Source organism: Curvibacter sp. GW821-FHT09D12, from assembly GCF_059416245.1.
In genome coordinates this window covers 58,374-79,005 of the sequence record NZ_JBWKOU010000017.1, presented here as the reverse complement: position 1 = coordinate 79,005, position 20,632 = coordinate 58,374, and the positions used below count along the sequence as shown (strand labels likewise).

16 protein-coding genes are annotated in these 20,632 nt (G+C 65.9%); 6 read left to right on the top strand and 10 right to left on the bottom strand.

Annotated features, from left to right (window positions below; all coding sequences use genetic code 11):
* Nucleotides 1–26 precede the first annotated feature (26 nt).
* Nucleotides 27–851 (top strand): undecaprenyl-diphosphate phosphatase, encoded by an 825-nt coding sequence (locus AC07PT_RS22810; protein WP_494658216.1) that lies wholly within the window; start codon nucleotides 27–29, stop codon nucleotides 849–851.
* 194 nt (nucleotides 852–1,045) lie between these two features.
* Here AC07PT_RS22810 and AC07PT_RS22805 read toward each other — a convergent pair whose 3' ends face one another.
* The 5 genes from AC07PT_RS22805 to mutS all read right to left on the bottom strand — a co-directional run bounded on the left by AC07PT_RS22805 (nucleotide 1,046) and on the right by mutS (nucleotide 6,050).
* Entirely contained in the window at nucleotides 1,046–1,336 is a 291-nt protein-coding gene (locus AC07PT_RS22805) for a type II toxin-antitoxin system RelE/ParE family toxin (RefSeq protein WP_494658215.1), read from the bottom strand.
* Nucleotides 1,324–1,614: a CopG family ribbon-helix-helix protein gene (locus AC07PT_RS22800; protein ID WP_494658214.1), complete on the bottom strand. Its 291-nt coding sequence runs from the start codon at nucleotides 1,612–1,614 to the stop codon at nucleotides 1,324–1,326. Before AC07PT_RS22800 ends, AC07PT_RS22805 begins: the two co-directional genes overlap by 13 nt.
* A 110-nt stretch (nucleotides 1,615–1,724) precedes the next feature.
* Complete coding sequence (locus AC07PT_RS22795) at nucleotides 1,725–2,561, bottom strand: alpha/beta fold hydrolase (RefSeq protein WP_492348060.1); 837 nt, start codon at nucleotides 2,559–2,561, stop codon at nucleotides 1,725–1,727.
* 28 nt (nucleotides 2,562–2,589) lie between these two features.
* Nucleotides 2,590–3,417, bottom strand: coding sequence for a proteasome-type protease (locus AC07PT_RS22790; RefSeq protein WP_492348061.1), 828 nt, complete (start codon nucleotides 3,415–3,417; stop codon nucleotides 2,590–2,592).
* On the bottom strand, nucleotides 3,414–6,050 hold the full coding sequence (mutS, locus tag AC07PT_RS22785) for a DNA mismatch repair protein MutS (protein WP_492348062.1): 2,637 nt from the start codon (nucleotides 6,048–6,050) through the stop codon (nucleotides 3,414–3,416). Before mutS ends, AC07PT_RS22790 begins: the two co-directional genes overlap by 4 nt.
* Nucleotides 6,051–6,426: 376 nt before the next feature.
* On the opposite strand from mutS, the gene AC07PT_RS22780 reads away from it, so the two are divergent.
* A complete protein-coding gene (locus tag AC07PT_RS22780) occupies nucleotides 6,427–11,277 on the top strand; it encodes a PAS domain S-box protein (RefSeq protein WP_494658213.1) in 4,851 nt (1,616 codons plus the stop codon).
* Nucleotides 11,278–11,313: 36 nt separating this feature from the next.
* Nucleotides 11,314–12,438: a response regulator gene (locus AC07PT_RS22775; protein WP_492348064.1), complete on the top strand. Its 1,125-nt coding sequence runs from the start codon at nucleotides 11,314–11,316 to the stop codon at nucleotides 12,436–12,438.
* Between the two features lie 76 nt (nucleotides 12,439–12,514).
* Here AC07PT_RS22775 and AC07PT_RS22770 read toward each other — a convergent pair whose 3' ends face one another.
* Complete coding sequence (locus AC07PT_RS22770; RefSeq protein ID WP_492348065.1) at nucleotides 12,515–13,459, bottom strand: inositol monophosphatase family protein; 945 nt, start codon at nucleotides 13,457–13,459, stop codon at nucleotides 12,515–12,517.
* 169 nt (nucleotides 13,460–13,628) lie between these two features.
* On the opposite strand from AC07PT_RS22770, the gene AC07PT_RS22765 reads away from it, so the two are divergent.
* Together AC07PT_RS22765 and cysE are read left to right on the top strand one after the other, a co-directional pair.
* Nucleotides 13,629–14,357 carry an RNA methyltransferase gene (locus tag AC07PT_RS22765; protein ID WP_494658212.1) on the top strand — a complete coding sequence of 243 codons (729 nt, stop codon included), beginning with the start codon at nucleotides 13,629–13,631 and terminating at the stop codon, nucleotides 14,355–14,357.
* A 32-nt stretch (nucleotides 14,358–14,389) separates the two neighbouring features.
* Entirely contained in the window at nucleotides 14,390–15,163 is a 774-nt protein-coding gene (cysE, locus tag AC07PT_RS22760; protein ID WP_492348067.1) for a serine O-acetyltransferase, read from the top strand.
* 70 nt (nucleotides 15,164–15,233) lie between these two features.
* On the opposite strand, the gene mog is transcribed toward cysE, so the two are convergent.
* Together mog and yjgA are read right to left on the bottom strand one after the other, a co-directional pair.
* The gene (mog, locus tag AC07PT_RS22755) at nucleotides 15,234–15,869 is read right to left on the bottom strand and encodes a molybdopterin adenylyltransferase (protein ID WP_494658211.1); all 636 of its coding nucleotides are present in this window, start codon (nucleotides 15,867–15,869) and stop codon (nucleotides 15,234–15,236) included.
* On the bottom strand, nucleotides 15,853–16,515 hold the full coding sequence (gene yjgA, locus AC07PT_RS22750; protein ID WP_494658210.1) for a ribosome biogenesis factor YjgA: 663 nt from the start codon (nucleotides 16,513–16,515) through the stop codon (nucleotides 15,853–15,855). Before yjgA ends, mog begins: the two co-directional genes overlap by 17 nt.
* Nucleotides 16,516–16,577: 62 nt before the next feature.
* On the opposite strand from yjgA, the gene pmbA reads away from it, so the two are divergent.
* The gene (gene pmbA, locus AC07PT_RS22745; RefSeq protein WP_494658209.1) at nucleotides 16,578–17,957 is read left to right on the top strand and encodes a metalloprotease PmbA; all 1,380 of its coding nucleotides are present in this window, start codon (nucleotides 16,578–16,580) and stop codon (nucleotides 17,955–17,957) included.
* 78 nt (nucleotides 17,958–18,035) lie between these two features.
* Here the strand turns inward: pmbA and AC07PT_RS22740 are convergent, their stop codons facing one another.
* Both AC07PT_RS22740 and AC07PT_RS22735 read right to left on the bottom strand, forming a co-directional pair.
* Nucleotides 18,036–19,955, bottom strand: coding sequence for a DUF6600 domain-containing protein (locus AC07PT_RS22740; RefSeq protein WP_494658208.1), 1,920 nt, complete (start codon nucleotides 19,953–19,955; stop codon nucleotides 18,036–18,038).
* 153 nt (nucleotides 19,956–20,108) lie between these two features.
* A complete protein-coding gene (locus AC07PT_RS22735; protein WP_492348072.1) occupies nucleotides 20,109–20,555 on the bottom strand; it encodes a GatB/YqeY domain-containing protein in 447 nt (148 codons plus the stop codon).
* Between the last annotated feature and the right edge of the window lie 77 nt (nucleotides 20,556–20,632).

Genomic DNA, 20,632 nt, shown 5'->3' with positions numbered 1-20,632 from the left:
TTCAAGCTGCACTGAAAGGGAAATTCGTGGATATCGTTTTGCTGGCCAAGGCGGCCATCATGGGGGTGGTGGAGGGGTTGACCGAGTTCCTGCCGATCTCGTCGACTGGCCACCTGATCCTGGCCGGAGCCCTGCTGGGCATGGATGACGACAAGGCCAAGGTGTTTGATATCGCAATCCAGACCGGCGCCATCTTCGCGGTGGTGATGGTGTACTGGCAAAAGATCCGCGACACCGTTGCGGCCCTGCCGGTGTCCATGCGGGCCCGTTTGTTCGCCTTCAATGTGCTGGTGGGCTTTTTACCGGCCGTGGTGCTGGGGCTGCTGTTCGGCAAATTCATCAAGGCCCACCTGTTCACGCCTGAGGTGGTGGCCAGTACCTTCATCCTGGGGGGGCTGGTGATCCTGTGGGCCGAGCGGCGTCCCCAAAGCGATGCCCATGTGCAGAACGTTGACAGCATGACGGCCATCGATGCCCTCAAGGTCGGCTTGGTGCAATGCCTGGCCATGGTGCCGGGCACCAGCCGAAGCGGTGCCACCATCATCGGGGGCATGCTGTTGGGCCTGAGCCGCAAGGCCGCGACCGATTTTTCGTTTTTCCTGGCCATCCCGACGCTGATCGGGGCTGGGGTCTACAGCCTGTACAAAGAGCGGGCGCTGCTGTCGATGGCCGATCTGCCCCTGTTCGGCGTGGGCCTGCTGTTCTCGTTTGTCAGCGCTTGGCTGTGCGTGCGCTGGTTGCTGCGCTACATCAGCACCCACAGCTTTGTGGTCTTTGCCTGGTACCGCATCGCCTTCGGCATCGTGGTGCTGGCCACCGCCTGGAGCGGTCTGGTGCATTGGGCGGCGTGAATGTAGGCCCCCACGGTCGTGCACTTCGTGTCACTCCCTGCCCCCCGAGGGGGCCGCAGGCCGCCTTGGGGCGGCCCGGCGCCGGCCTGACCGCTTCGTTGCAGGCCGGCTGAAGCGGGGAGGAGGGCCAGCCCGCCGTCGGGCGGCGGCGCCTCGGGCAGAGCTTCCAGGGCGTGCACTTTAGGCACAGGGTGTCAATTACCCGCTTCCTTTTGATGGCGAACGGCGAGCAAGGTGACTCTTTCCGGTCCCAGGTGATATCGGACCAGGTAGCCGCTGCTGCCAAAGTCAATGACCAACTCTCGGAACGGTGCTGGCATGCCCTCAATGGGGCGGCCAACACCAGGGTGTTTGATCAGCAGCCGCACGCTCTGGCGGATTTTTTGCACCGCTCGGTTGGCAGCATCCGTGTTTTTGGGGCGGAGGAACTGGTGGAGTCGTCGCACGTCACTCAGTGCGGTCTCCGACCAGATCAGGTCCGGCATGCTGGTGGATCGACGTCATGGCCTGCCTCAAGCTGGGCTAACCAGGCGTCTGCTTCAGCGGCGGTGAGGTGCCGCCCTGTGCGGCAATGATCTTCCCAGGCGGTCAGGGTGTCTTGTCGGAAGGCTTCGCGCCGTTCCTCGCGATCCACGTACTGGATGATGGCATCGTGCACCAGGCCCTGAGGGCTGAGGTGGCGCACTTCGGCCAGGCGCTCCAGGCGGGTTCGGATGTTCTCGTCGATCTGGATCGACACGGCGCGAACCGTCTCAACAGTCATGGCAGCCTCCATCAAAGCAGCACAAAGCAAGACATTACCATGCCGATCGAGGCCATCGAAAGATCGGCTTTTCGCCATCGATCAGACGCTGAGATAGCGTTGATCGGTGGTCAGGCCTTGGCGGTTTCGAGGTTGCGCAGGCTGGCCTCGATGGCGGCGGCGGTGGCCAGGGGCTTTTCCATGGGGAAGAGGTGGCTGCCGTCGAGCATCATGATGCGGCCTTTGACCACTTTTTCAGTCATGGTCATGCCCACTTGCTGCATCTCTTGTGAGGCCAGGCCGCCGATGAAGGCCGCCGGGCAGCGCAAGGGGTGGCGGGTCAACAAGCCATCGAGGTTGTGCGGCAGGGTGTTGTAGATGGCGGTTTCCACGTCGCGGTCGAAGCACAGCACGCGGCGCAGGCCTTGCGGGCCGTCTTCGTCGCGGGTGCCGTGGGTGATGTAGTCCTCAAGCACCTGCGGGTCCCAACGCGCGAAGGCCTTCTTGTGCTGGAAGTGGGCCAGGGCTTCTTCGGCGCTGGCCCAGGCGTTGCGTCGGCGCCGGCTGATCTTGCCGGGCGACACAGAGCCAACCAACTGGGTCTGCTTGATCACGCCCAGCGCATTGGCGCGCCAGCCGCCCAGCAGCGGTGAGTCGATCAGCAGCACGCCCTTGACACCGTGTCCCCCCAGTTTGGGGTGCCTGGCCGCGGCCATCACACTCAGAAAACCGCCCAGCGAGTGGCCCACCAGAAAGGCGGGTTCACCGGCCTTGGTGATCTCGCGCTCGGCAAAGTCGGCCAACTGCTGCACCAACTGCGGCCAGTTGCTGGTGACGGGGTAGCGCTCGTCGTGTCCGAACTGTTCCAAGGCCTTGACCTTGAAGCCGCGTTGTCGCAACTGCTTGAACAAGACCTGGTAGGTGCTCGCCGGAAAGCTGTTGGCGTGGGAGAAGATGATCAATGACATGGATGCCGTGGTGCCCAGAAGGGCCGCTTCAGATCAGCTTTTCCTGCGGGGTGGCGATCTTGTGCAGCGGCTTGCTGCGCGGGCTGTGCACCATCAGCGGCACCTCGGTCTGGCCATCACCCCACATCGGGTCTTCGATGCTGTCGAACACCTCACGCAGCTTCTGGCCCCAGCTGCCATGGACCATGCGGAAGTAGGGGTTGTTCTCGTCGATGCAGATGACCTTGTCGGTCTTGAACTGGTGGGCGTCGTACACGACCAGGTCCAGCGGCAGGCCCACCGACAGATTGGACTTGAGGGTCGAATCCATCGACACCAGGGCGCATTTGGCCGCCTCGTCCAGCGGTGTGGTCGGGGTGATGACGCGGTCGAGCACAGGCTTGCCGTACTTGGATTCGCCAATCTGGAAGTAGGGGGTTTCGGGGGTGGCTTCGATGAAGTTGCCGGCCGAATAGACCTGGAACAGGCGCATGCCTTCGCCCTTGATCTGGCCGCCGAAGATCATCGACACGTTGAACTCGACACCGGCCTGGCGCAGCGAGGCGGCATCGCGCTCATACACCCGGCGCACGGCCGAACCCAGCACGCGGCAGGCGTCGAACATGCTCTTGGCGTTCCAGATGGTGATGGGCTCACCGCCTTCATGGTCCTTGAGCTGCTCGACCTGCAGGATCTCGCGGATGGACTGCGAAATGCTCAGGTTGCCGGCCGACAGCAGCACCATGAAGCGATCGTCCGGCTTTTCATAGACGATCATCTTGCGGAAGGTGCTGATCTGGTCGAGACCGGCGTTGGTGCGCGAATCGGACAGGAACACCAGGCCCGCATTGAGTTTGATGGCGACGCAATAAGTCATTGGGAAGACGCTAGTTTTTTCAGGGAGTAGATCAGGTCCAGCGCCTCGCGCGGACTGAGGGTGTCGGGGTCGATCTCGGAAAACCTTGATTCTAAGGCGCTGGGTGCTATGGATTCAGTAGCTGGTGGCGGTGCAAACAGGTCGACCTGGGCCTGCGATTCGCTGGCCCGGAGCTCCAGTGCCTCCAGGGCATGGCGCGCATGGTGCAGCACGGCCACGGGCATGCCTGCCAGACGGGCCACCTGGATGCCGTAGCTGCGGCTGGCCGGGCCGTTCTGGATCTCATGCAGAAACACGATGTCCGAGCCCGACTCGGTGGCGCTCACGTGCACGTTCACGGCCTGGTGGTGTTTGGCCGGGAATTCCGTCAGCTCGAAATAGTGGGTGGCAAACAGCGTGAAGGCCTGGGTGCGGTCGTGCAGCTGCGTGGCAATGCCCGAGGCCAGTGCCAGGCCGTCGAAAGTCGAGGTGCCGCGGCCGATCTCGTCCATCAGCACCAGGCTGTGGGGCGTGGCGCTGTGCAGAATCTGGGCGGCTTCGGTCATCTCCAGCATGAAGGTCGATTGGGCGTTGGCCAGGTCGTCAGCAGCACCGATCCGGGTGTGGATCGCGTCGATGGGCCCGAGGCGGCAGGCCTCGGCCGGCACATGGCTGCCCATGCTGGCCAGAAGCACGATCAATGCCACCTGGCGCATGTAGGTCGATTTACCGCCCATGTTGGGGCCGGTGATGATCTGCATGCGCTGACGCAGGCCCAGCCGGGTGTCGTTGGCAATGAAGCTGCCGCCCGAGGTCTCGGCCAGCCGGGCCTCGACCACCGGGTGGCGGCCGCGGGTGATGTCGATGCAGGGCTCTTTGGCAAACACCGGGGCGTTCCAGCCCAAGGTCAGGGCGCGTTCGGTCAGGGTGCACAGCACATCCAGCGTGGCCATGGCGCGCGCCACCCGGCTCAGCGCCGGCACGTGGGCCTGCAAGGCGTCCAGCACCTGCTCGTAAAGCCATTTCTCGCGCGCCAAGGCCCGCTCTTGGGCCGACAGGGCCTTGTCCTCGAAGGTTTTCAGCTCGGGGGTGATGAAGCGCTCGGCGTTTTTCAGGGTCTGACGCCGGCGGTAGTCGGCCGGCACCTTGTCGAGCTGGCCCTGGGTGACTTCGATGTAGAAGCCGTGCACTTTGTTGTATTGCACGCGCAGGTTGGCGATGCCGGTGCGTTCACGCTCGCGCACCTCCAGTTCGACCAGAAAGCTGTCGGCATGGTCCTGGATGTGGCGCAGCTCGTCGAGTTCGGCGTCAAAGCCTTCGGCGATCACGCCGCCGTCGCGCACCAGGGCCGCGGGCTCGGGCTGGATGGCGCGTTGCAGCAGCGCGGCGCATTCTGGCGGGGCCTGCAGCTCGGTGGCCACCTGGGCCAGGGTGCCGTCGGGCCATTGGCCGATGCGGGTCAGGCCCTCGGCCTTGATCAGCGAAACCTGCAGGGCCACCAGCTCACGCGGGCGCACCTGACGCAAGGCAATGCGCGCGGTGATGCGTTCCACATCGCTGCTGCCCTTGAGCTGGGCGCGCAGCGCGTGCCAGGGACCGGCACCGTTGCTGCCCTTGAGCACGGCAATCGCGTCCAGGCGGGCCTGGGCGATGCTGCGGTCGCGCGGGGGCTCCAGCAGCCAAGTCTTGAGCAGGCGACTGCCCATGCCGGTCATGCAGGTGTCCAGCAGCGAGTAGACGGTGGGCGAATCCTCCCCGCGCAGGGTCTTGACCAACTCCAGATTGCGCCGGGTGGTCACCGGCAGCTCGATCAGTTCGCCGCTGCGCTGAACACGCAGTGCGCGCAGGTGGGGCAGGGACCGGCCCTGGGTGTGCTCGGCGTAATTCAGCAGGGCGGCGGCGGCGGCATGGGCCTGGGGCAGGTCTTCGGCGTGCCAGGTGCTGAGGCTGGCCACTTGCAACTGCTCCAGCAGCTTGCGCTGGCCCAGGGCGGCGTCAAACTGCCATTCGGGGCGCTGGCTCATCGGCAGGCCGGCGGTGGCCCGGGCCTGGCGCAGGCTTTGCTCGAAGCTGGGGGTCACATCGGCACTGAAAATCAGCTCGCTGGGCGCGATGCGCGCCAGCCAGGCCTCCAGTTCGTCACTGGCGCATTCGGCCAGGTGGATGTCGTCTTGCGTGACGCTGAGCCAGGCCAGGCCGCAGCGGTTGCGCGGGCCCTGGTGCACCGACAGCAGCACGGCATCGGCCTTGTCGCCCAGCAGTTCGGCATCGGTCAGCGTGCCGGGGGTGACCACGCGCACCACTTTGCGCTCGACCGGCCCCTTGGCGGTGGCCACATCGCCCACCTGCTCGCAGATGGCCACCGACTCACCATGGCGGATCAGGCGCGCGAGGTAGTTCTCCATCGAATGGAAGGGCACACCGGCCATGACCACGGGCTGGCCGGCCGATTGGCCGCGCCGGGTCAGGGTGATGTCGAGCAGGCGTGCCGCTTTTTCGGCGTCGTCATAGAACAGCTCATAGAAGTCGCCCATGCGGTAGAACAGCAGCGTGTCCGGGTGGTTCGCCTTGAGGGCGAAGTACTGCTGCATCATGGGGGTGTGGGCAGCCAAGCCAGCGGGCTCGGGGGCGGAATCGGGTTTTTCCTTGGACATCAGTCACTCAGCAGGCAAAAGCCTTCCTTCATTGGTCTTCACGGGGTCGCGCGCTCTGGGGCCCGTTCATGGGGACTGGGGCAGGGGACTGCCGGCCCAGAATCGGTCGGATGGCGCCGGATGGCTCCGGGCATCGGCGAGGCCGGGGGGCTCAGGCGGGTGCCTGGATTGTAGGAGGCCCCAGGCCAGTCGGCGGCGGCGGCGCCCAATCGACCGGCATGAATGGGGCAGACAGGGGCGGCCCCTCATCATCCCTTAGGATGGGGGCTCTTCACGGAGGTGTGCGCGTGCCGGCAGTCAAAACTTGCAGGATCGACAGTAACGCCTTGTTGCAGGGGCAGCGGGCCGTGGCGCAAGGCCCTCAGCGGGGTGTCCGATGAGGTCCGCCCCGCCCGCCCGCCCCGTCCGCACCGGCTTGTGGTGGCAAGACCTGCCTTTGTGGCGCCTGCAGGCCTGGCGATCGCTGCTGGGGGTGCTGGTGGTGTCGCTGGCCCTGGTCTGGGCCGCAGATCAGCTTCTGTTGGCTCGGCGCAGTGCGGCTGAGCGTGAGCGCATGGCCCAGGTGCTGGAGCAACTGGACAACACCTTTCAATCGCTGACCCTGCGCAGCGAGTCGGTCGGGGCCCTGGTGATGCTGGGCCTGAACGAACCCCTGATCAAGCAACTGGTGCGGGGGGCGCGTGGCGTGCGCGCCGAGGAGGCCCATGCCCGCCTGCAAGTGCCGCGCGAGCGGTTTGCGCTGGACAGCATCTACCTCCTGGACGCCGAAGGGCGTGTGGTGGTCCACGACACCGAGGGGCGTTCGTCAGTGGGCCGGGATCTGCAGCACCTGCCCTATGTGCAGCAGGCACTCAAGGGGGTGGTCAATGCCTATGCGGCGGTGGGGCGCAGCACGCCTGAGCGCTGGCTTTATCTGTCGGCTCCGATCTATGACACGGGCGATGCCAACAGCCCTGTGATCGGCACTGTGCTGTTTCGCATGCCGTTCCAGAAAGCAGACGATGCCCTGGCCTTCAGCGGGCAAGACGCCGTGCTTCTGACCCCTGATGGGGTCGCCTTTGCGGCCACCCGGCCCGAATGGGTGTTTGCGCTGGCCGGCAGCGTGACCCAGCAGCGGGTGCAAACCTTGCCGGGGCGTGAACAGTTCGGGCGGCAGTTTGCCAACGGGGTGGCCTCGCGATTGCCCTTTGATGTTCAGCGTGATGGCGCCGATTTCGAGGGCAAGGCGCATCTGCTGGCCCACCGGGCCCTGGATTGGAACGACCCGGGCGGTTCCTGGCAATTGTTGATGCTGCAGTCGGTGGATGCCCTGGTCAGCCCGGCCGAGCGCGCGGTGCAGGCCCTGGGCCTGTGGCTGGTGCTGATGGCCGGTGGCGTGGCTGGCCTGATGGTTTGGCAGCAGCGCGCACGCACCCGGGCCACCCGGGCCCGCTTCCACATCCTGGGCACGGCGCTGGAGGTCAGCCCGGTGTCGGTGATCGTCACCGACTTGTCCGGGCAGATCATGTGGGCGAACCCGCAATTCCAGCGCAACACCGGCTATTCGCTGGCCGAGGTGGTGGGCAAGAAGCCCTCCCTGCTGTCGAGTGGCATGACCTCGGTGGCCACCTACCATGACATGTGGGCCAGCCTGTTGGCGGGCAAGCCCTGGAGCGGCCAGTTCGTCAACCAGCGCCGTGATGGCTCGATCTACCACGACCAGGCTTCGCTGTCGCCGGTGGTGGATGACGATGGCCGCTGCATCGGCTTTGTCGGTCTGCACGAGGACATCACTGAGCGCATGCGCGAGCGCGAGGAGCTGGCGCGGCGCGAACGGCGCCTCAATGCCTTGCTGGATCAGCAAAAGGCCATCTTCGACAACGCCCCGCCCATCGTGCTGGCCAGCAGTGGCAAGCTGGCCGAGTTCAACCCGGCTTTTGTGGCCATGATGAAATCTTCGGCCGAGGCGCTGCGCGGCAGTGCTGTCCACACCGTGTTCGGTGGCCGCGAGCTGTACCAGGCCTTTCTGACCAAGGTCCGCGAGTCGCTGGTCAAGAATGAGCCGGTGCGCATCGACTGGAGCCTGCGCCGCGGCGATGAATCATTTGACGTGCGCATTTCGGGCCGCCGCGTGCAGATGGAGGGGCATGAGGCCGCCTCGCTCTGGGTGATCGAGGACCTGACGGATGCCCAGCGCGCCGAGAAGGCCCTGCACGAGGCCCATGACCGGCTGGAGATAGCGCAGGATGCCGGCCGGATCGGCATTTTCGACGTCCACCTGCAGGAGACACAGGCCTTCTGGAGCCGGCAGTTGCTGGACATCTACGGCCTGGAAGACTCACCGGGCTATGTCAGCCGGGATCGCTGGGCCACCCTGTTGCACCCGGACGATGCGGCTCAGGCGGTGGCGCAGTTTCAGGCGGCACTGGCTGGCGAGGCGGTGCAATACCGCAACTCCTGGCGCATCCGGCGCCCCGATGGCGAGGACCGCTGGGTGCTGAACGCCGGTCGCATCATGCGCAACGATAAGGGTGTGCCCGAGCGGGTGGTGGGCGTGATCGTCGACATCCATGACCAGAAGCTGTTGGAGGCCCAGGTGGCCGAGCAACTGGTGTTTCAGGAGGTGCTGGTGGACACCATTCCGGTGCCGCTGTTTTACAAGGGGCCGGACGGTCGTTATCTGGGGTTCAACCGGGCTTACGAACAAGCCTTTGGTGTGAGCCGCGAGGACCTGATCGGCAAGACGGTGCTGGACTTGGGCTACCTGCCGCCAGCCCACCGCGATCTGTTCAATGGCATGGCACAGCGCGTGCTGCAGGGGGCCGCGGGCGAGCAGGCGTCGCTGCGCTTGCAGTATGCCGACGGGGCCTGGCACGATGTGTTGTTCTGGGTGCGTGGGTTTCAACGCGCCGACGGAACACCCGGCGGCTTGATCGGTACCTTTGTCGACATCACCGATCAAAAGCGCGCCCAGCAGGCGCTGGAGCGGGCCAAGGAGCTGGCCGAAGAGGCCACCGAGCTCAAGAGCCACTTCCTGGCCAACATGAGCCATGAGATCCGCACCCCCATGAACGCCATCATCGGCATGGCGCACCTGGCCTTGCGATCGGGGCTCACGGCCCAGCAGCGTGCCTATGTCGACAAGATCCAGCAAGCCGGGCAGCACCTGCTGGGCGTGATCAACGACATCCTGGACGTGTCCAAGATCGAAGCCGGGCGCCTGGGCCTGGAGAGCACGCCTTTCCAGCTGGACAAGGTGCTGGAGAACGTGGCGGATGTGGTGGCTCACAAGGCCACCGAAAAGGGCCTGGAGCTGATCTGCGACGTGGCCTCCGATGTGCCGGACAGCCTGATTGGCGACCCGCTGCGCCTGGGCCAGATCCTGATCAACTACCTCAACAACGCCATCAAGTTCACCGAGCAGGGAGAGATCGAGATCGTGGTGCGTCGGGTGCCTGCGGCGCCAGGCGTGGCAGACCCGTCGTTGTCGCTGCGTTTTGAAGTGCGCGACACCGGCATCGGCTTGAGCGAGGGCCAGATCGGGCGCCTGTTCCAGAGCTTTCAGCAGGCGGATGCCTCGACCACCCGCCGTTATGGCGGCACCGGCCTGGGGTTGTCGATCTGCAAGAGCCTGGCCCAGCTGATGGGGGGCGAGGTGGGGGTGCACAGCCAGCCCGGCCAGGGTTCGGTGTTCTGGTTCACGGCCCTGCTGCAGGTCGGACCGGGCACGCCCCGCACCCTGCTGCCCGACCCGGATCTGCGCGGCCGTCGGGCGTTGGTGGTGGACGACAACCAGCATGCGGCAGCGGTGCTGGCCGACCTGCTCAAGGGCATGAGTTTCGAGGTGTCGGTGGCCCACTCCGGGGCCGAAGCGCTGGCCTCGCTCAGCGAGGCCGCCCGGCAGAACCGGCCGGTGGAGGTGCTGGTGCTCGATTGGCAGATGCCCGGCATGGACGGCCTGGAGGTGGCGCGCTGCCTGCCCGAGCTGAAGCTCCCGCTGCTGCCCTGGTCGGTGATGGTGACAGGCTTCGGGCGCGACGAGCTGCTGGAAAGCGCCCGCACCCTGGGGGTGGGCGAGGTGCTGGTCAAGCCAGTCAATGCGTCCCAGATGTTTGATGCCTTGATGCGGCTGATGGGGCAGCCCCATGCCCAGCCCGAGCCCGAACTGGCCCCAGGCAGCTCGCCTTTCGAGGCGCTGAGCCCGCTGCGCGGCGCGCGCCTGCTGGTGGTGGAGGACAACGAACTCAATCAGCAGGTGGCAGCCGAGTTGCTCAGCGACGCCGGCTTTGTGGTTGAACTGGCAGGCAACGGGCAGGAAGCGCTGGCCAAGCTGCGCCAGCAGCCGGTGGATCTGGTGTTGATGGACATGCAGATGCCGGTCATGGATGGGCTGGAGGCCACGCGCGCGATCCGAGCCCAGCCCGGGCTGCGACACCTGCCTGTGATTGCCATGACCGCCAATGCCATGGCGGCCGACCGTGAGCATTGCCTGGCGGCCGGCATGAATGACCACCTGGCCAAGCCCGTCAACCCCGACGATCTGTGGCGTGTGCTGGCCCGCTGGCTCAAGCCGACAGGGCGCCAGCAGGGGCCCGTGCCGGTGCGTGAGGGCGAAGCCTTTCCGGTCAACCTGCCGACCGAGATTGCGGGCCTGGACGTCAGCCTGGGTCTGAAACGGGTGATGGGCAAGCGCAGCCTGTACCGCTCCATGCTGGCTCGCTTTGTGGCCGGGCAACAGGCCACGCTGAGTGAGCTGCCACAGGCCCTGGCCGCACAGGATTGGCCCTTGGCCGAGCGACTGGCGCACAACCTCAAGGGGCTGGCCGGCAACCTCGGTGCCACTGCCCTGCAACAACAGGCCGCCGAGCTGGAGGCGGCGATGGGGCGACACGAGAAGCCCGAGCCACTCAAGCGCCTCAGCGAAGTGGCCTTGCTGACACTGGCCGCCTTGTTGGCCGACCTGCAGGCCTGGCTGACGGCCCAGGCCGGCGCCTCGCCTGTCGAGCCCCAGGCTGCGGCGCCACAGGCGCTGGACGGGGTGGTTCTGGGCTTGCTGCAGCACCTGCGTGCGTTGTTTGTCGACAACGACTCAGCGGCACTGGAGGTGGTGAAAGAAAATACCGCTATGCTGCGGAATACCTTGGGGGATGCGTTTCATGCCGTCGAGCAGAAAGCGCTTGCGTTTGAGTTTGAGCGGGCAGTCGAAGCCTTGGACTCCATTCTCCCGGTCACGACCCAGTCCGCCTGATGGAGCAGACGCGGGCCTTTTTACAGGGTGAATCTGATGGCCGCCGTTCCCGTGTCTGCTGATGTGTCCTTGCTGGTCGACAAGCCGATCGCCACCGTGCTGGTGGTGGATGATCTGGCCGACAACCTCAGCCTGATGAGCTCGCTGCTCAAGGACCATTACCGGGTGAAGGTGGCCAACCAGGGTGAAAAGGGCCTGCGCATCGCGGCCCAGTCGCCGACCCCCGACCTGATCCTGCTCGACATCATGATGCCCGGCATGGATGGCTACGAGGTGTGTCGCCGCCTCAAGGCCGACCCCGCCACCCGTGACATTCCGGTGATCTTCCTGACTGCGCGCGCCGATGTGGCCGACGAGGCCCAGGGCCTGGCGTTGGGGGCGGTGGACTACATCACCAAGCCGATCAGCCCACCGATTCTGTTGGCCCGGGTGCAGACGCATCTGGCGCTCAAGGCCACCGCTGATTTTCTGCGCAGCAAGAGCGACTACCTGCAGCAAGAGGTGGCCCTGCGCACCCTGGAGGTGCAGGCCATCCAGGATGTGACCATCATGGTGATGGCGGCCCTGGCCGAAACCCGCGACAGCGAGACGGGCAACCACATCCGGCGTACGCAGTTGTATGTGAAGGCCCTGGCCGAGCGCTTGCGCGAGCACCCGCGCTTTGAGGCGGTGCTCAGCGAGCGCAACATCGAATTGCTCTACAAATCGGCGCCTTTGCACGACATCGGCAAGGTGGGGATTCCGGATTCGATCCTGCTCAAGCCTGGCAAGCTCACGGTGGAGGAGTTCGAGGTCATGAAGCGCCACCCCGAGATCGGGCGCGATGCCATCGAAGAAGCAGAGCGGCGCCTGGGCATCAAGGTGAAGTTTTTGACCTTTGCCAAAGAGATTGCCTACGGCCACCAGGAGAAATGGGACGGCTCGGGCTACCCAAAGGGCTTGGCAGGGGATGCGATTCCGGTGTCGGCCCGCCTGATGGCGGTGGCCGACGTCTATGACGCGCTGATCAGCAAGCGGGTCTACAAACCCGCGTTCTCACATGAGCAGGCCTGCCAGATCGTGGTGCAGGGACGTGGCCAGCACTTCGATCCGGACATCGTCGACGCATTCATTGAGATTGCCGACGATTTCCGCGTCATTGCCTTGCGCTACGCCGACTGAGCGGCATCGCCGGTCACCGGGCCCTTGGAGCCTGTTCAAGGTCTCGCACGGGCCGAGGCCGACTTTGAGCAGACCTTTAGAACGGGGCGTCGCCCTGTGCGGTGGCGGGGGCGGCACCATCGGCCGGGGTGTCGGCAGTGTCGGCTTCGCTGCTGTCGGCCGCGCCGCTGTCCTGGCCCAGGGCCTGACGCACGGCGGCCTTTTCACCGGCACCGGCAAACTTGCTGTATTTGCCCAGGATCGTGACCAGCTGACCGTAGATGCGCGGGTTGCCGGCCAGGCATTCTTTTTGTTCCAGAAAGTCGGCTTCACCGGTGAAATTGCCGATCAGGCCACCGGCTTCGGTCACCAGCAGCGAGCCGGCAGCGATGTCCCAGGGCGACAGACCGGTTTCGAAGAAGCCGTCGCAGAAACCAGCGGCCACGTAGGCCAGGTCCAGGGCGGCGGCGCCGGGGCGGCGCAGGCCGGCGGTGCGGGGCATGATGTCGGCCATCATGGCCAGGTAGGCCTTGAAGTTGTCGCCAGGGCGGAAGGGGAAGCCGGTGGAGATCAGCGACTCGCCCAGGCGGGTGCGCTTGCTGACCCGGATGCGGCGTTCATTGAGGTAAGCGCCACGGCCCTTGGTGGCAGTGAACAGGTCGTTGCGGCTGGGGTCGTAGATGACGGCTTGTTCGATCTTGCCGCGCACGGCCAGCGCAATGCTGACGCAGTACACCGGAAAACCGTGGATGAAATTGGTGGTGCCGTCGAGCGGATCGATGATCCAGACGAACTCAGAGTCTTTGGCGCCGTGCGCCTGACCCGATTCTTCGGCCAGGATGCCGTGGCCCGGGTAGGCCGTGAGAAGGGTCTCGATGATGATGTTTTCGGCCGCCTGATCGACTTCCGTCACAAAGTCATTCACCTGCTTTTGCGAGATGCGCACGGATTCGACATCGAGTGCCGCGCGGTTGATGATGGCGCCAGCGGCGCGTGCGGCCTTGATGGCCACGTTGAGCATGGGGTGCAGGTTGGATGACATGAATTGTGAGGAAGAGCGTGGGAGGCCTGCCCGTCCAGGCGGATCAGCCTGGTCTTGTGGGGCGGGAACTGAACCTCGCCGGCGATGCGGGAGGCGACAATAGCGGGATTTTACCCGCCGTTGCTCCCCGCGCGCCAGCCCCCTGTCTCAGAGACCCTGTGTCAAGCCCATGAAAACCCGATTTATCCTGATCCAGACCAGCCATGCCGGCAATGTCGGCGCGGCTGCCCGCGCCATGAAAGTGATGGGTTTTGATGACCTGGTGCTGGTGGCGCCGCGTTGGCCCGACGTGCTTCAGCGTGAAGAGACCATCCAGCGTGCCAGCGGCGCCGAAGACGTGCTGAACCGGGCCCGCGTGGTGCAGACCCTGGATGAGGCCCTGGATGGCGTGACCCACCTGTGCGCCACCGCCATGACCCCGCGCGACTTCGGCCCGCCGCTCAAGGCGCCGCGCCCCCACTTCGCTGAGCTGTCGCAGGACCCGTCGCAGGCGGTGGCCTTTCTGTTTGGGTCGGAGCGCTTTGGCATGCACAACGACGATGTGTACCGTTGCCACACCTGCCTGAGCATTCCGACCCACCCGGATTTCGGCTCGCTCAATCTGGGCGCGGCCATCCAGGTGATTGCCTATGAATGGCGTCAGGCTCTGGGCGGCTTTGAGCTGCAATCGGCTACCGCGCCGGTGCGCCCGGCCGATGCCCAGCAGGTGGCCGGCATGCTCGGGCATTGGGAGCGGGCGCTGGTCGACATTGGGTTTCTGGACCCGGCGGCGCCCAAGAAGCTGATGCCGCGCCTGAACCAGCTTTTCAACCGCGCTGATCTCACCCAGGAGGAAATCCACATCCTCAGAGGTGTTGCCAAGGCCATGATCGAAACCGCCGCTCGCACCAGCCGATAGACTGTCAACTCATATCGATACATCTTCAAGTCATGTTCTCCCGCCTCCGATCCGACATCCAGTGCATTCTTGACCGCGACCCTGCCGCGCGCAGCACCTGGGAGGTGATCACCTGTTACCCGGGGCTGCATGCCGTGGTGCTGCATCGGCCGGCCCATTGGTGCTGGACGCATGGCCTCAAGTGGCTGGGGCGCTTCATCTCGCATGTGGCGCGTTTTCTGACCGGCATCGAGATCCACCCGGGCGCCAAGCTGGGGCAGCGGGTGTTCTTCGACCATGCCATGGGCGTGGTGGTGGGTGAGACTGCTGAGATCGGTGACGGCTGCACCATTTACCAGGGTGTGACGCTGGGCGGCACCTCGCTGTACAAAGGCGCCAAGCGCCATCCCACCCTGGGCAAGGATGTGGTGGTGAGCGCCGGTGCCAAGGTGCTGGGGGGCTTTGTGGTGGGCGACGGCGCCAAGATCGGCAGCAATGCGGTGGTCATCAAGCCGGTGCCGGCCGGCGCCACGGCGGTGGGCATCCCGGCGCGCATCCTGCCCTCCAAAGAGGGCGCCAGTGCCGACGCCACCCCCGAGCGGGCCAAGTTCTCGGCCTACGGCGTCACCCTGGAGGACGACCCGGTGAGCCAGGCGCTCAAGGGCCTGATCACCAGCGCCTCGTCGCAAGAGCACCAGATCGCGCTGCTGTGGCAGGCCATCGAAAAGCTCAGCAGCCGTCCGGCACCGGGGGACTGCGTGCCCAAGGACGCCCAGCGCAGTGAATGCTTTGAGGCGGCCAAGCTCAACGACCTGGTCGGCAAGTGAGCCTGGGGCTGCTACGGTCACCCCAAAGAAAAAGCGACCCTCGGGTCGCTTTTTTGCGGGCGCGGCAGATTCAGGCCTGGCGCGGTGGGCGCTGTGCCGTCTTCGGTCGGAAGGCCTTGCAGACCTCGTCGCGGGTCTCGAGGTAGGGGCCGCCGATCAGGTCGATGCAGTAGGGCACGGCGGCAAAGATGCCGGGCACCAGCGTGCTGCCATCGCTGCCCTTGAGGCCTTCCAGGGTTTCCTGGATCGCCTTGGGCTGGCCCGGCAGGTTGATGATCAGGCTCTGGTGCCGGATCACCGCCACCTGACGCGACAGGATGGCCGTGGGCACAAAGCGCAGGCTGATCTGGCGCATCTGCTCCCCGAAGCCGGGCATCTCCTTGTGGGCCACGGCCAGCGTGGCTTCGGGGGTGACGTCACGCAGCGCCGGGCCGGTACCGCCGGTGGTCAGCACCAGGTCGCAGCGGGCCACGTCGACCAGGGCGGTCAGGGTGGCGCTGATGGTGGCCTGTTCATCAGGGATCAGCCGGGGCTCGAACTGGATCGGATTGTGCAGCGCCTGGCTCAGCCAGTCCTGCAGGGCCGGCAGGCCCTTGTCCTGGTAGACGCCGCTGGAGGCCCGGTCACTGATCGAGACGATGCCGATGCGCACGGGCTCGGCCGGAGGCCGGGCGCAGGCACCCGGGGCTTCAGTCGTCGTGGTCATCGGCGTTGTCGGCTTCTTCGGCCTCGAAGGCCTCGGGGTTCAGGTGGCGCCGGACCAGGCGGAACAGCTCGCGGTAGGCGCGGCTCTGGCGTGGGGCCAGGCCTTGCGACACGGCGGCCTTGTCTGCGGGGGGCGCGTCCTTGCGGGCCTGGCGGATCAGGGCGCGCAACTGCTGGGTGTCGGTGTCGGGATGTTGGTCCATCCAGACGCCCAGCGCCTCTTCGGTGCCGATCAGGCGGTCGCGCCATTGCTCGGCCAGGTGCAGGGCGGCCGTGTCGGCCGCCGAGCCCTTGCGTTGCACTTCGAGCGCGGCCTTGACGGCGTCGACCGTGTCGGCATCGAGCAGGCGCATCAGCTTGCCGACGAACTGCATCTGGCGCCGTTTGCCTTCGAAGTTGGTGATGCGCTTGGCCTCGGCCAGGGCATCGACCAGCTTGTCGGACAGCGGCAGCTTCTCCATCAGGTCGGCGCGCAGCGTGAGCAGGTCTTCACCCAGCTTTTGCAGTGCGGTGCTTTCGCGTTTGAGATCGGTTTTGCTGGCTTCATCGGTGCCTTTCAGCTCAGCCTTGAGCTGGAGGTCCAGCTCGCTGCCTTCGGCAACGAACTGGCCACGGACGTAGTAGCCTTTTTTGGGTTTGCGTGACATGTTGGGGGTATCTGGGGTGAGGGCCACACGGGCCCTGAGCGGCAAGTATCATAGCTTCCGCTATGAAGAAACCCCAGACAATGGCCGCCAGCGGCTTCAGCTACCCCCGAGAAACCTTTGAATACTTGGTGGATACCGCCTTGGCGCATGCGCTCAAGCTTGGTGCCACCGACGCTGGCGCGGAGGCCTCCGAGGGCTGCGGGCTCAGTGTCAGCGTGCGCAAGGGCGAACTTGAAAACGTCGAACGCAACCGCGACAAGTCGCTGGGTGTGACTGTCTACCTGGGGCATCGCCGAGGCAATGCCAGCACCTCCGATTTCTCGGAGGGGGCCATCCTGCAGACCGTGCAGGCCGCCTACGACATCGCCCGCTTCACCGCCGAAGACCCTTGCGCCGGCTTGCCCGATGAGGCGGACATCGTCACCGAGCAGCCCGATCTGGACCTGTTCCACCCCTGGGTGCTGAATGCCGAGCAGGCCGTCAGCCTGGCCCAGGTCTGCGAAGCCGCCGCCTTGGCCACCAGCCGGCGCATCACCAACAGCGAGGGGGCGGGTGTATCGGCCCAGCAGTCGCATTTCTTCAGCGCCCACACCCATGGGTTTCGCGGCGGCTACGCCAGCTCGCGTCACAGCCTGTCGGTGGCACCGATTGCTTCGCTCCCCGGCAAGAACGCCGACATGCAGCGCGACGCCTGGTACAGCTCGCAGCGCTGTGCCGACGATCTGGCCAGCCCCGAGGCCGTGGGGCGCTATGCGGCCCAGCGTGCCCTGAGTCGCCTCAAGTCACGCAAGATCGCCACCACCCAATGCCCGGTCCTGTTCGAGTCACCGCTGGCCGCCGGCCTGCTGGGCAGCTTTGTGCAAGCCGTGAGCGGCGGTGCGCTGTACCGCAAGAGCACCTTCTTGCTCGACTCGCTGGGCAAAAGGGTGTTTCCCAAGCACATCGACGTGCTGGAGGATCCCTTTGTGCTGCGCGGCAAGGGCAGCTCGCCCTTCGATGAGGAGGGGGTGAAGGTCGGCGCCCGCAAGGTGGTGGATGCGGGCAGCGTGCAGGGGTATTTTCTGACCAGCTACTCGGCCCGCAAGCTGGGCATGCGGACCACGGGCCATGCCGGTGGCTCGCACAACCTGACGCTGCGTTCGCGCCTGACCCGCGCCGGTGATGATCTGGACGCGATGCTGCAGAAGCTGGGCACGGGCCTGTTCGTGACCGAGCTGATGGGCCAAGGCGTGAACTACGTGACCGGTGACTACTCGCGCGGTGCCAGCGGCTTCTGGGTCGAGAACGGCCGCATCGCCTTCCCGGTGCAGGAGATCACCATCGCGGGCAACCTCAAGGACATGTTCAAGGGCATCGAGGCCATCGGGGCCGATGCCTACACCTATGGGGCCAAAACTGTCGGCTCGGTGCTGATCAACCGCATGAAGGTGGCAGGCAGTTGAGCCTGGCCCTGGCCTGAGTTGTCCCAATGCCCCTGGCGCGCCAAGCGCCTGGGGCATTTTTTCGTGGACGCGAAGGCCTCACTGGGTGTTGCTGCGCACTTCGGGGCGCTCGGAGACCGGCGCGCCAAGCCGGCCGCCGCCGTTGATCTGAATCCCCGGTCGCACCAGGTTCTCGCGGTTTTCGCGCGGTGCTGACGAGGGCTGGCGCTGCTGTTGTTGCTGTTGCTGCTGGTGCTGGATCTGTTCCCGCATCTGCTGTTCGCGCAGTGCCTGTTCTCGTTGCTGTTGTTGCAACTGCTGCTGCTGCATTTGCTGCTGCATCTGGAACTGCTGGTGCTGCTGTTGTTGCAGGGCCTGGCGTTGGCGCTCTGCTTCGGCCTGTTGTTGCTGTTGTTGTTGCTGCATTTGCAGTTGCTGCTGGGCTTGCTGCTGAAGCTGGCGCTGGGCCTGCTCTTGCTGTTCGCGTTGCTGCGCCTCGCGCCACTGCCGGTCAGCCTCGGTGCGGGGGGCGTTGTTGGGCACCGGGCTCACCTGCTGCACGACGCCGGGGCGGCCCATGGGCTGGCCCGCGGGCGCAGGGCTGGTTTGCAGCGCGGGCGCAGGGCTCATGTTGGGGCGGCGCTCGCTCTCCCGGCCCTGCCATGGGGTGTTGCTCGCACCTGTGCCCACGAAGGGGTGGTCGCTCGGTCGCTCGGGCACAAGCTGCACTTGAGGGCGCGGCAGTGGCTGTGGCGGCTGCGGTTGAGCCTGGAAGCCCGATCCGCCCGAGGCAGTACCGCCCGCCGGGTGCTGAGACCACACCGGCTTGCCCCCTTGCGCCTGGTGGGTGATGGCGTCCGGGCGTTGCTGGTTCAGGTAGCTGCCTGGGCGTGGCAGGCTGCCGACCGAGCCAGGGCGGCCGGCCCCCCAGGCGGGCTGCCAAGCCTCACCCGGGGCCAAGGGTACCCAGCCCACGTCCGGATGCCGCACCTGAGGGCGCGAGCCAGCCTGCGGGGTGCCCAGAAACCCCACCAGGGCCGGGGCATAGCTTGGGCGGCGGTTGCGTTCGTAGCGTTCGGGCACCCAGCACCAGCGCGGCCCGGTCTGCACCCAGCGGCCGTAGTGGAAAGGGGCGAAACCCCAGGGGGCGTCGTCGATCCAGGTCCAGCCCCAGGGTTCGATCCATTCCCAACGCCCGTAGCGGTAAGGCGCCCAGTCGCTCACGGTGACGGTCGGGTACCACACCGTGCCCCAGGTCGGGTCGGTGCGCCATTCGCCCCAGCCATCCAGTTGCTGGTAGCCGATGACCTCGCGCGGCAGGTAGCGCGCGGCCTGCGATTGGTCTTCGATCTGGTTGCGTTGCGCCACCCATTGGTCAAATCCGTCCGGCCGCAACACCAGGGGCGTTTGCAGCTGCGCCAGCAGGCGCCCGCCGAAACTCCATTGCAAGCCCTGTGGCAGGGGCTGGCTGGCGCCGTTCTCGCCGTAGGCCACCAGGCTGCCTTGCTGCACGCTGACCCGGGTGTTGCCTTGTTCCAGGCTCACGTCCAGGCGGTAATCGCCGGGCTGCTGTACCAGCACGGCCAGGTTGGGGGTGTCGATCTCGATGCGCTCTCCAGCCACCATTTGGCGCACCCTCAGGGCCAGACGGCCCTGCCGCAGTTGCATCTGGGTGGTCTGGTCGTCGAGCTGGGTGATGTCGAGCTGGCCCGGGCCTTCCATGCGCCAGCTGCTGGTGCCCGTGCTCATGTCGAGCCGGGCCCCTGGGGCTGGAATCAGGCGGTTGCCACGGGTCAGGGGCTGGTTGTAGAGCGCCATCTCGGCGTCCGGTGTGTTGGTTTGGCCGGTCTGCACCACGCCTTCGATCAGGTTCAGGTAACCCACGCGGCCCGGTGCGATCTGGGCCAGGGCCAGGCCACCGATCAGGGTCAGGCCCAGAACCAAGCCCTGGCAGGCCTGTCGGGTGCGGTGGGCCCAGGTGAAGGCCTGGCCGGGTGGGGAGGAGGGCTTGAAGAACATGGTGATCTCGTCAGGTGTTGGCGGATTAACGCGCCAGCCCCCCAAAAGGTCAACGCGCCGGGGCAGGCGGCTGCAATTGCTCACAAAAAAAGGGCGCAAAAAAGCCACCCGCATCCTCGAATGCGGGTGGCTTGCTGGTGAGGGCCGGGAGGCTCAGCCTGCCAGGGCGGCCTTCACGGCGGCAGAGACCAAGCCCATGTCGGCTTTGCCGGCCAGGCGGGTCTTGACCGCGCCCATGACCTTGCCCATGTCGCCTGGGCCGGAGGCGCCCAGCTCGGCCACGATGGCCTTGACTTCGGCGGTGACCTCCTCGGCGCTCAGGCGGGCCGGCAGGTAGGCCTGCAGCACCTTGAGTTCTGCCGACTCCTTGTCGGCCAGATCCTGGCGGGCGGCCTGCTCGAAGGCGGCAATCGAGTCCTTGCGCTGCTTGATCAGTTTGTCGACGATGGCCACCACGCCAACGTCGTCCAGGGTGATGCGCTCGTCGACCTCGCGCTGCTTGATCGCGGCCTGCAACAGGCGGATCGTGCCCAGGCGCTCCGAGTCCTTGGCGCGCATGGCGGCCTTCATGTCTTCGGTGATCTGTTCCTTGAGGGACATGGTGTTCTCCGTTCGAAATTGGGTTTCAGAATGCAAAAACCCGCGCCTGGCGTCCCGAGCGCGGGTTGTGTCGACTG

Bases quoted from the DNA above. Each gene is read 5' to 3' on its own strand.
- AC07PT_RS22805 (WP_494658215.1), bottom strand. From the start codon at position 1,336: ATGCCGGACCTGATCTGGTCGGAGACCGCACTGAGTGACGTGCGACGA.
- AC07PT_RS22800 (WP_494658214.1), bottom strand. From the start codon at position 1,614: ATGACTGTTGAGACGGTTCGCGCCGTGTCGATCCAGATCGACGAGAAC.
- AC07PT_RS22795 (WP_492348060.1), bottom strand. From the start codon at position 2,561: ATGTCATTGATCATCTTCTCCCACGCCAACAGCTTTCCGGCGAGCACC.
- AC07PT_RS22790 (WP_492348061.1), bottom strand. From the start codon at position 3,417: ATGACTTATTGCGTCGCCATCAAACTCAATGCGGGCCTGGTGTTCCTG.
- mutS (WP_492348062.1), bottom strand. From the start codon at position 6,050: ATGTCCAAGGAAAAACCCGATTCCGCCCCCGAGCCCGCTGGCTTGGCT.
- AC07PT_RS22780 (WP_494658213.1), top strand. From the start codon at position 6,427: ATGAGGTCCGCCCCGCCCGCCCGCCCCGTCCGCACCGGCTTGTGGTGG.
- AC07PT_RS22775 (WP_492348064.1), top strand. From the start codon at position 11,314: ATGGCCGCCGTTCCCGTGTCTGCTGATGTGTCCTTGCTGGTCGACAAG.
- AC07PT_RS22770 (WP_492348065.1), bottom strand. From the start codon at position 13,459: ATGTCATCCAACCTGCACCCCATGCTCAACGTGGCCATCAAGGCCGCA.
- AC07PT_RS22765 (WP_494658212.1), top strand. From the start codon at position 13,629: ATGAAAACCCGATTTATCCTGATCCAGACCAGCCATGCCGGCAATGTC.
- cysE (WP_492348067.1), top strand. From the start codon at position 14,390: ATGTTCTCCCGCCTCCGATCCGACATCCAGTGCATTCTTGACCGCGAC.
- mog (WP_494658211.1), bottom strand. From the start codon at position 15,869: ATGACCACGACGACTGAAGCCCCGGGTGCCTGCGCCCGGCCTCCGGCC.
- yjgA (WP_494658210.1), bottom strand. From the start codon at position 16,515: ATGTCACGCAAACCCAAAAAAGGCTACTACGTCCGTGGCCAGTTCGTT.
- pmbA (WP_494658209.1), top strand. From the start codon at position 16,578: ATGAAGAAACCCCAGACAATGGCCGCCAGCGGCTTCAGCTACCCCCGA.
- AC07PT_RS22740 (WP_494658208.1), bottom strand. From the start codon at position 19,955: ATGTTCTTCAAGCCCTCCTCCCCACCCGGCCAGGCCTTCACCTGGGCC.
- AC07PT_RS22735 (WP_492348072.1), bottom strand. From the start codon at position 20,555: ATGTCCCTCAAGGAACAGATCACCGAAGACATGAAGGCCGCCATGCGC.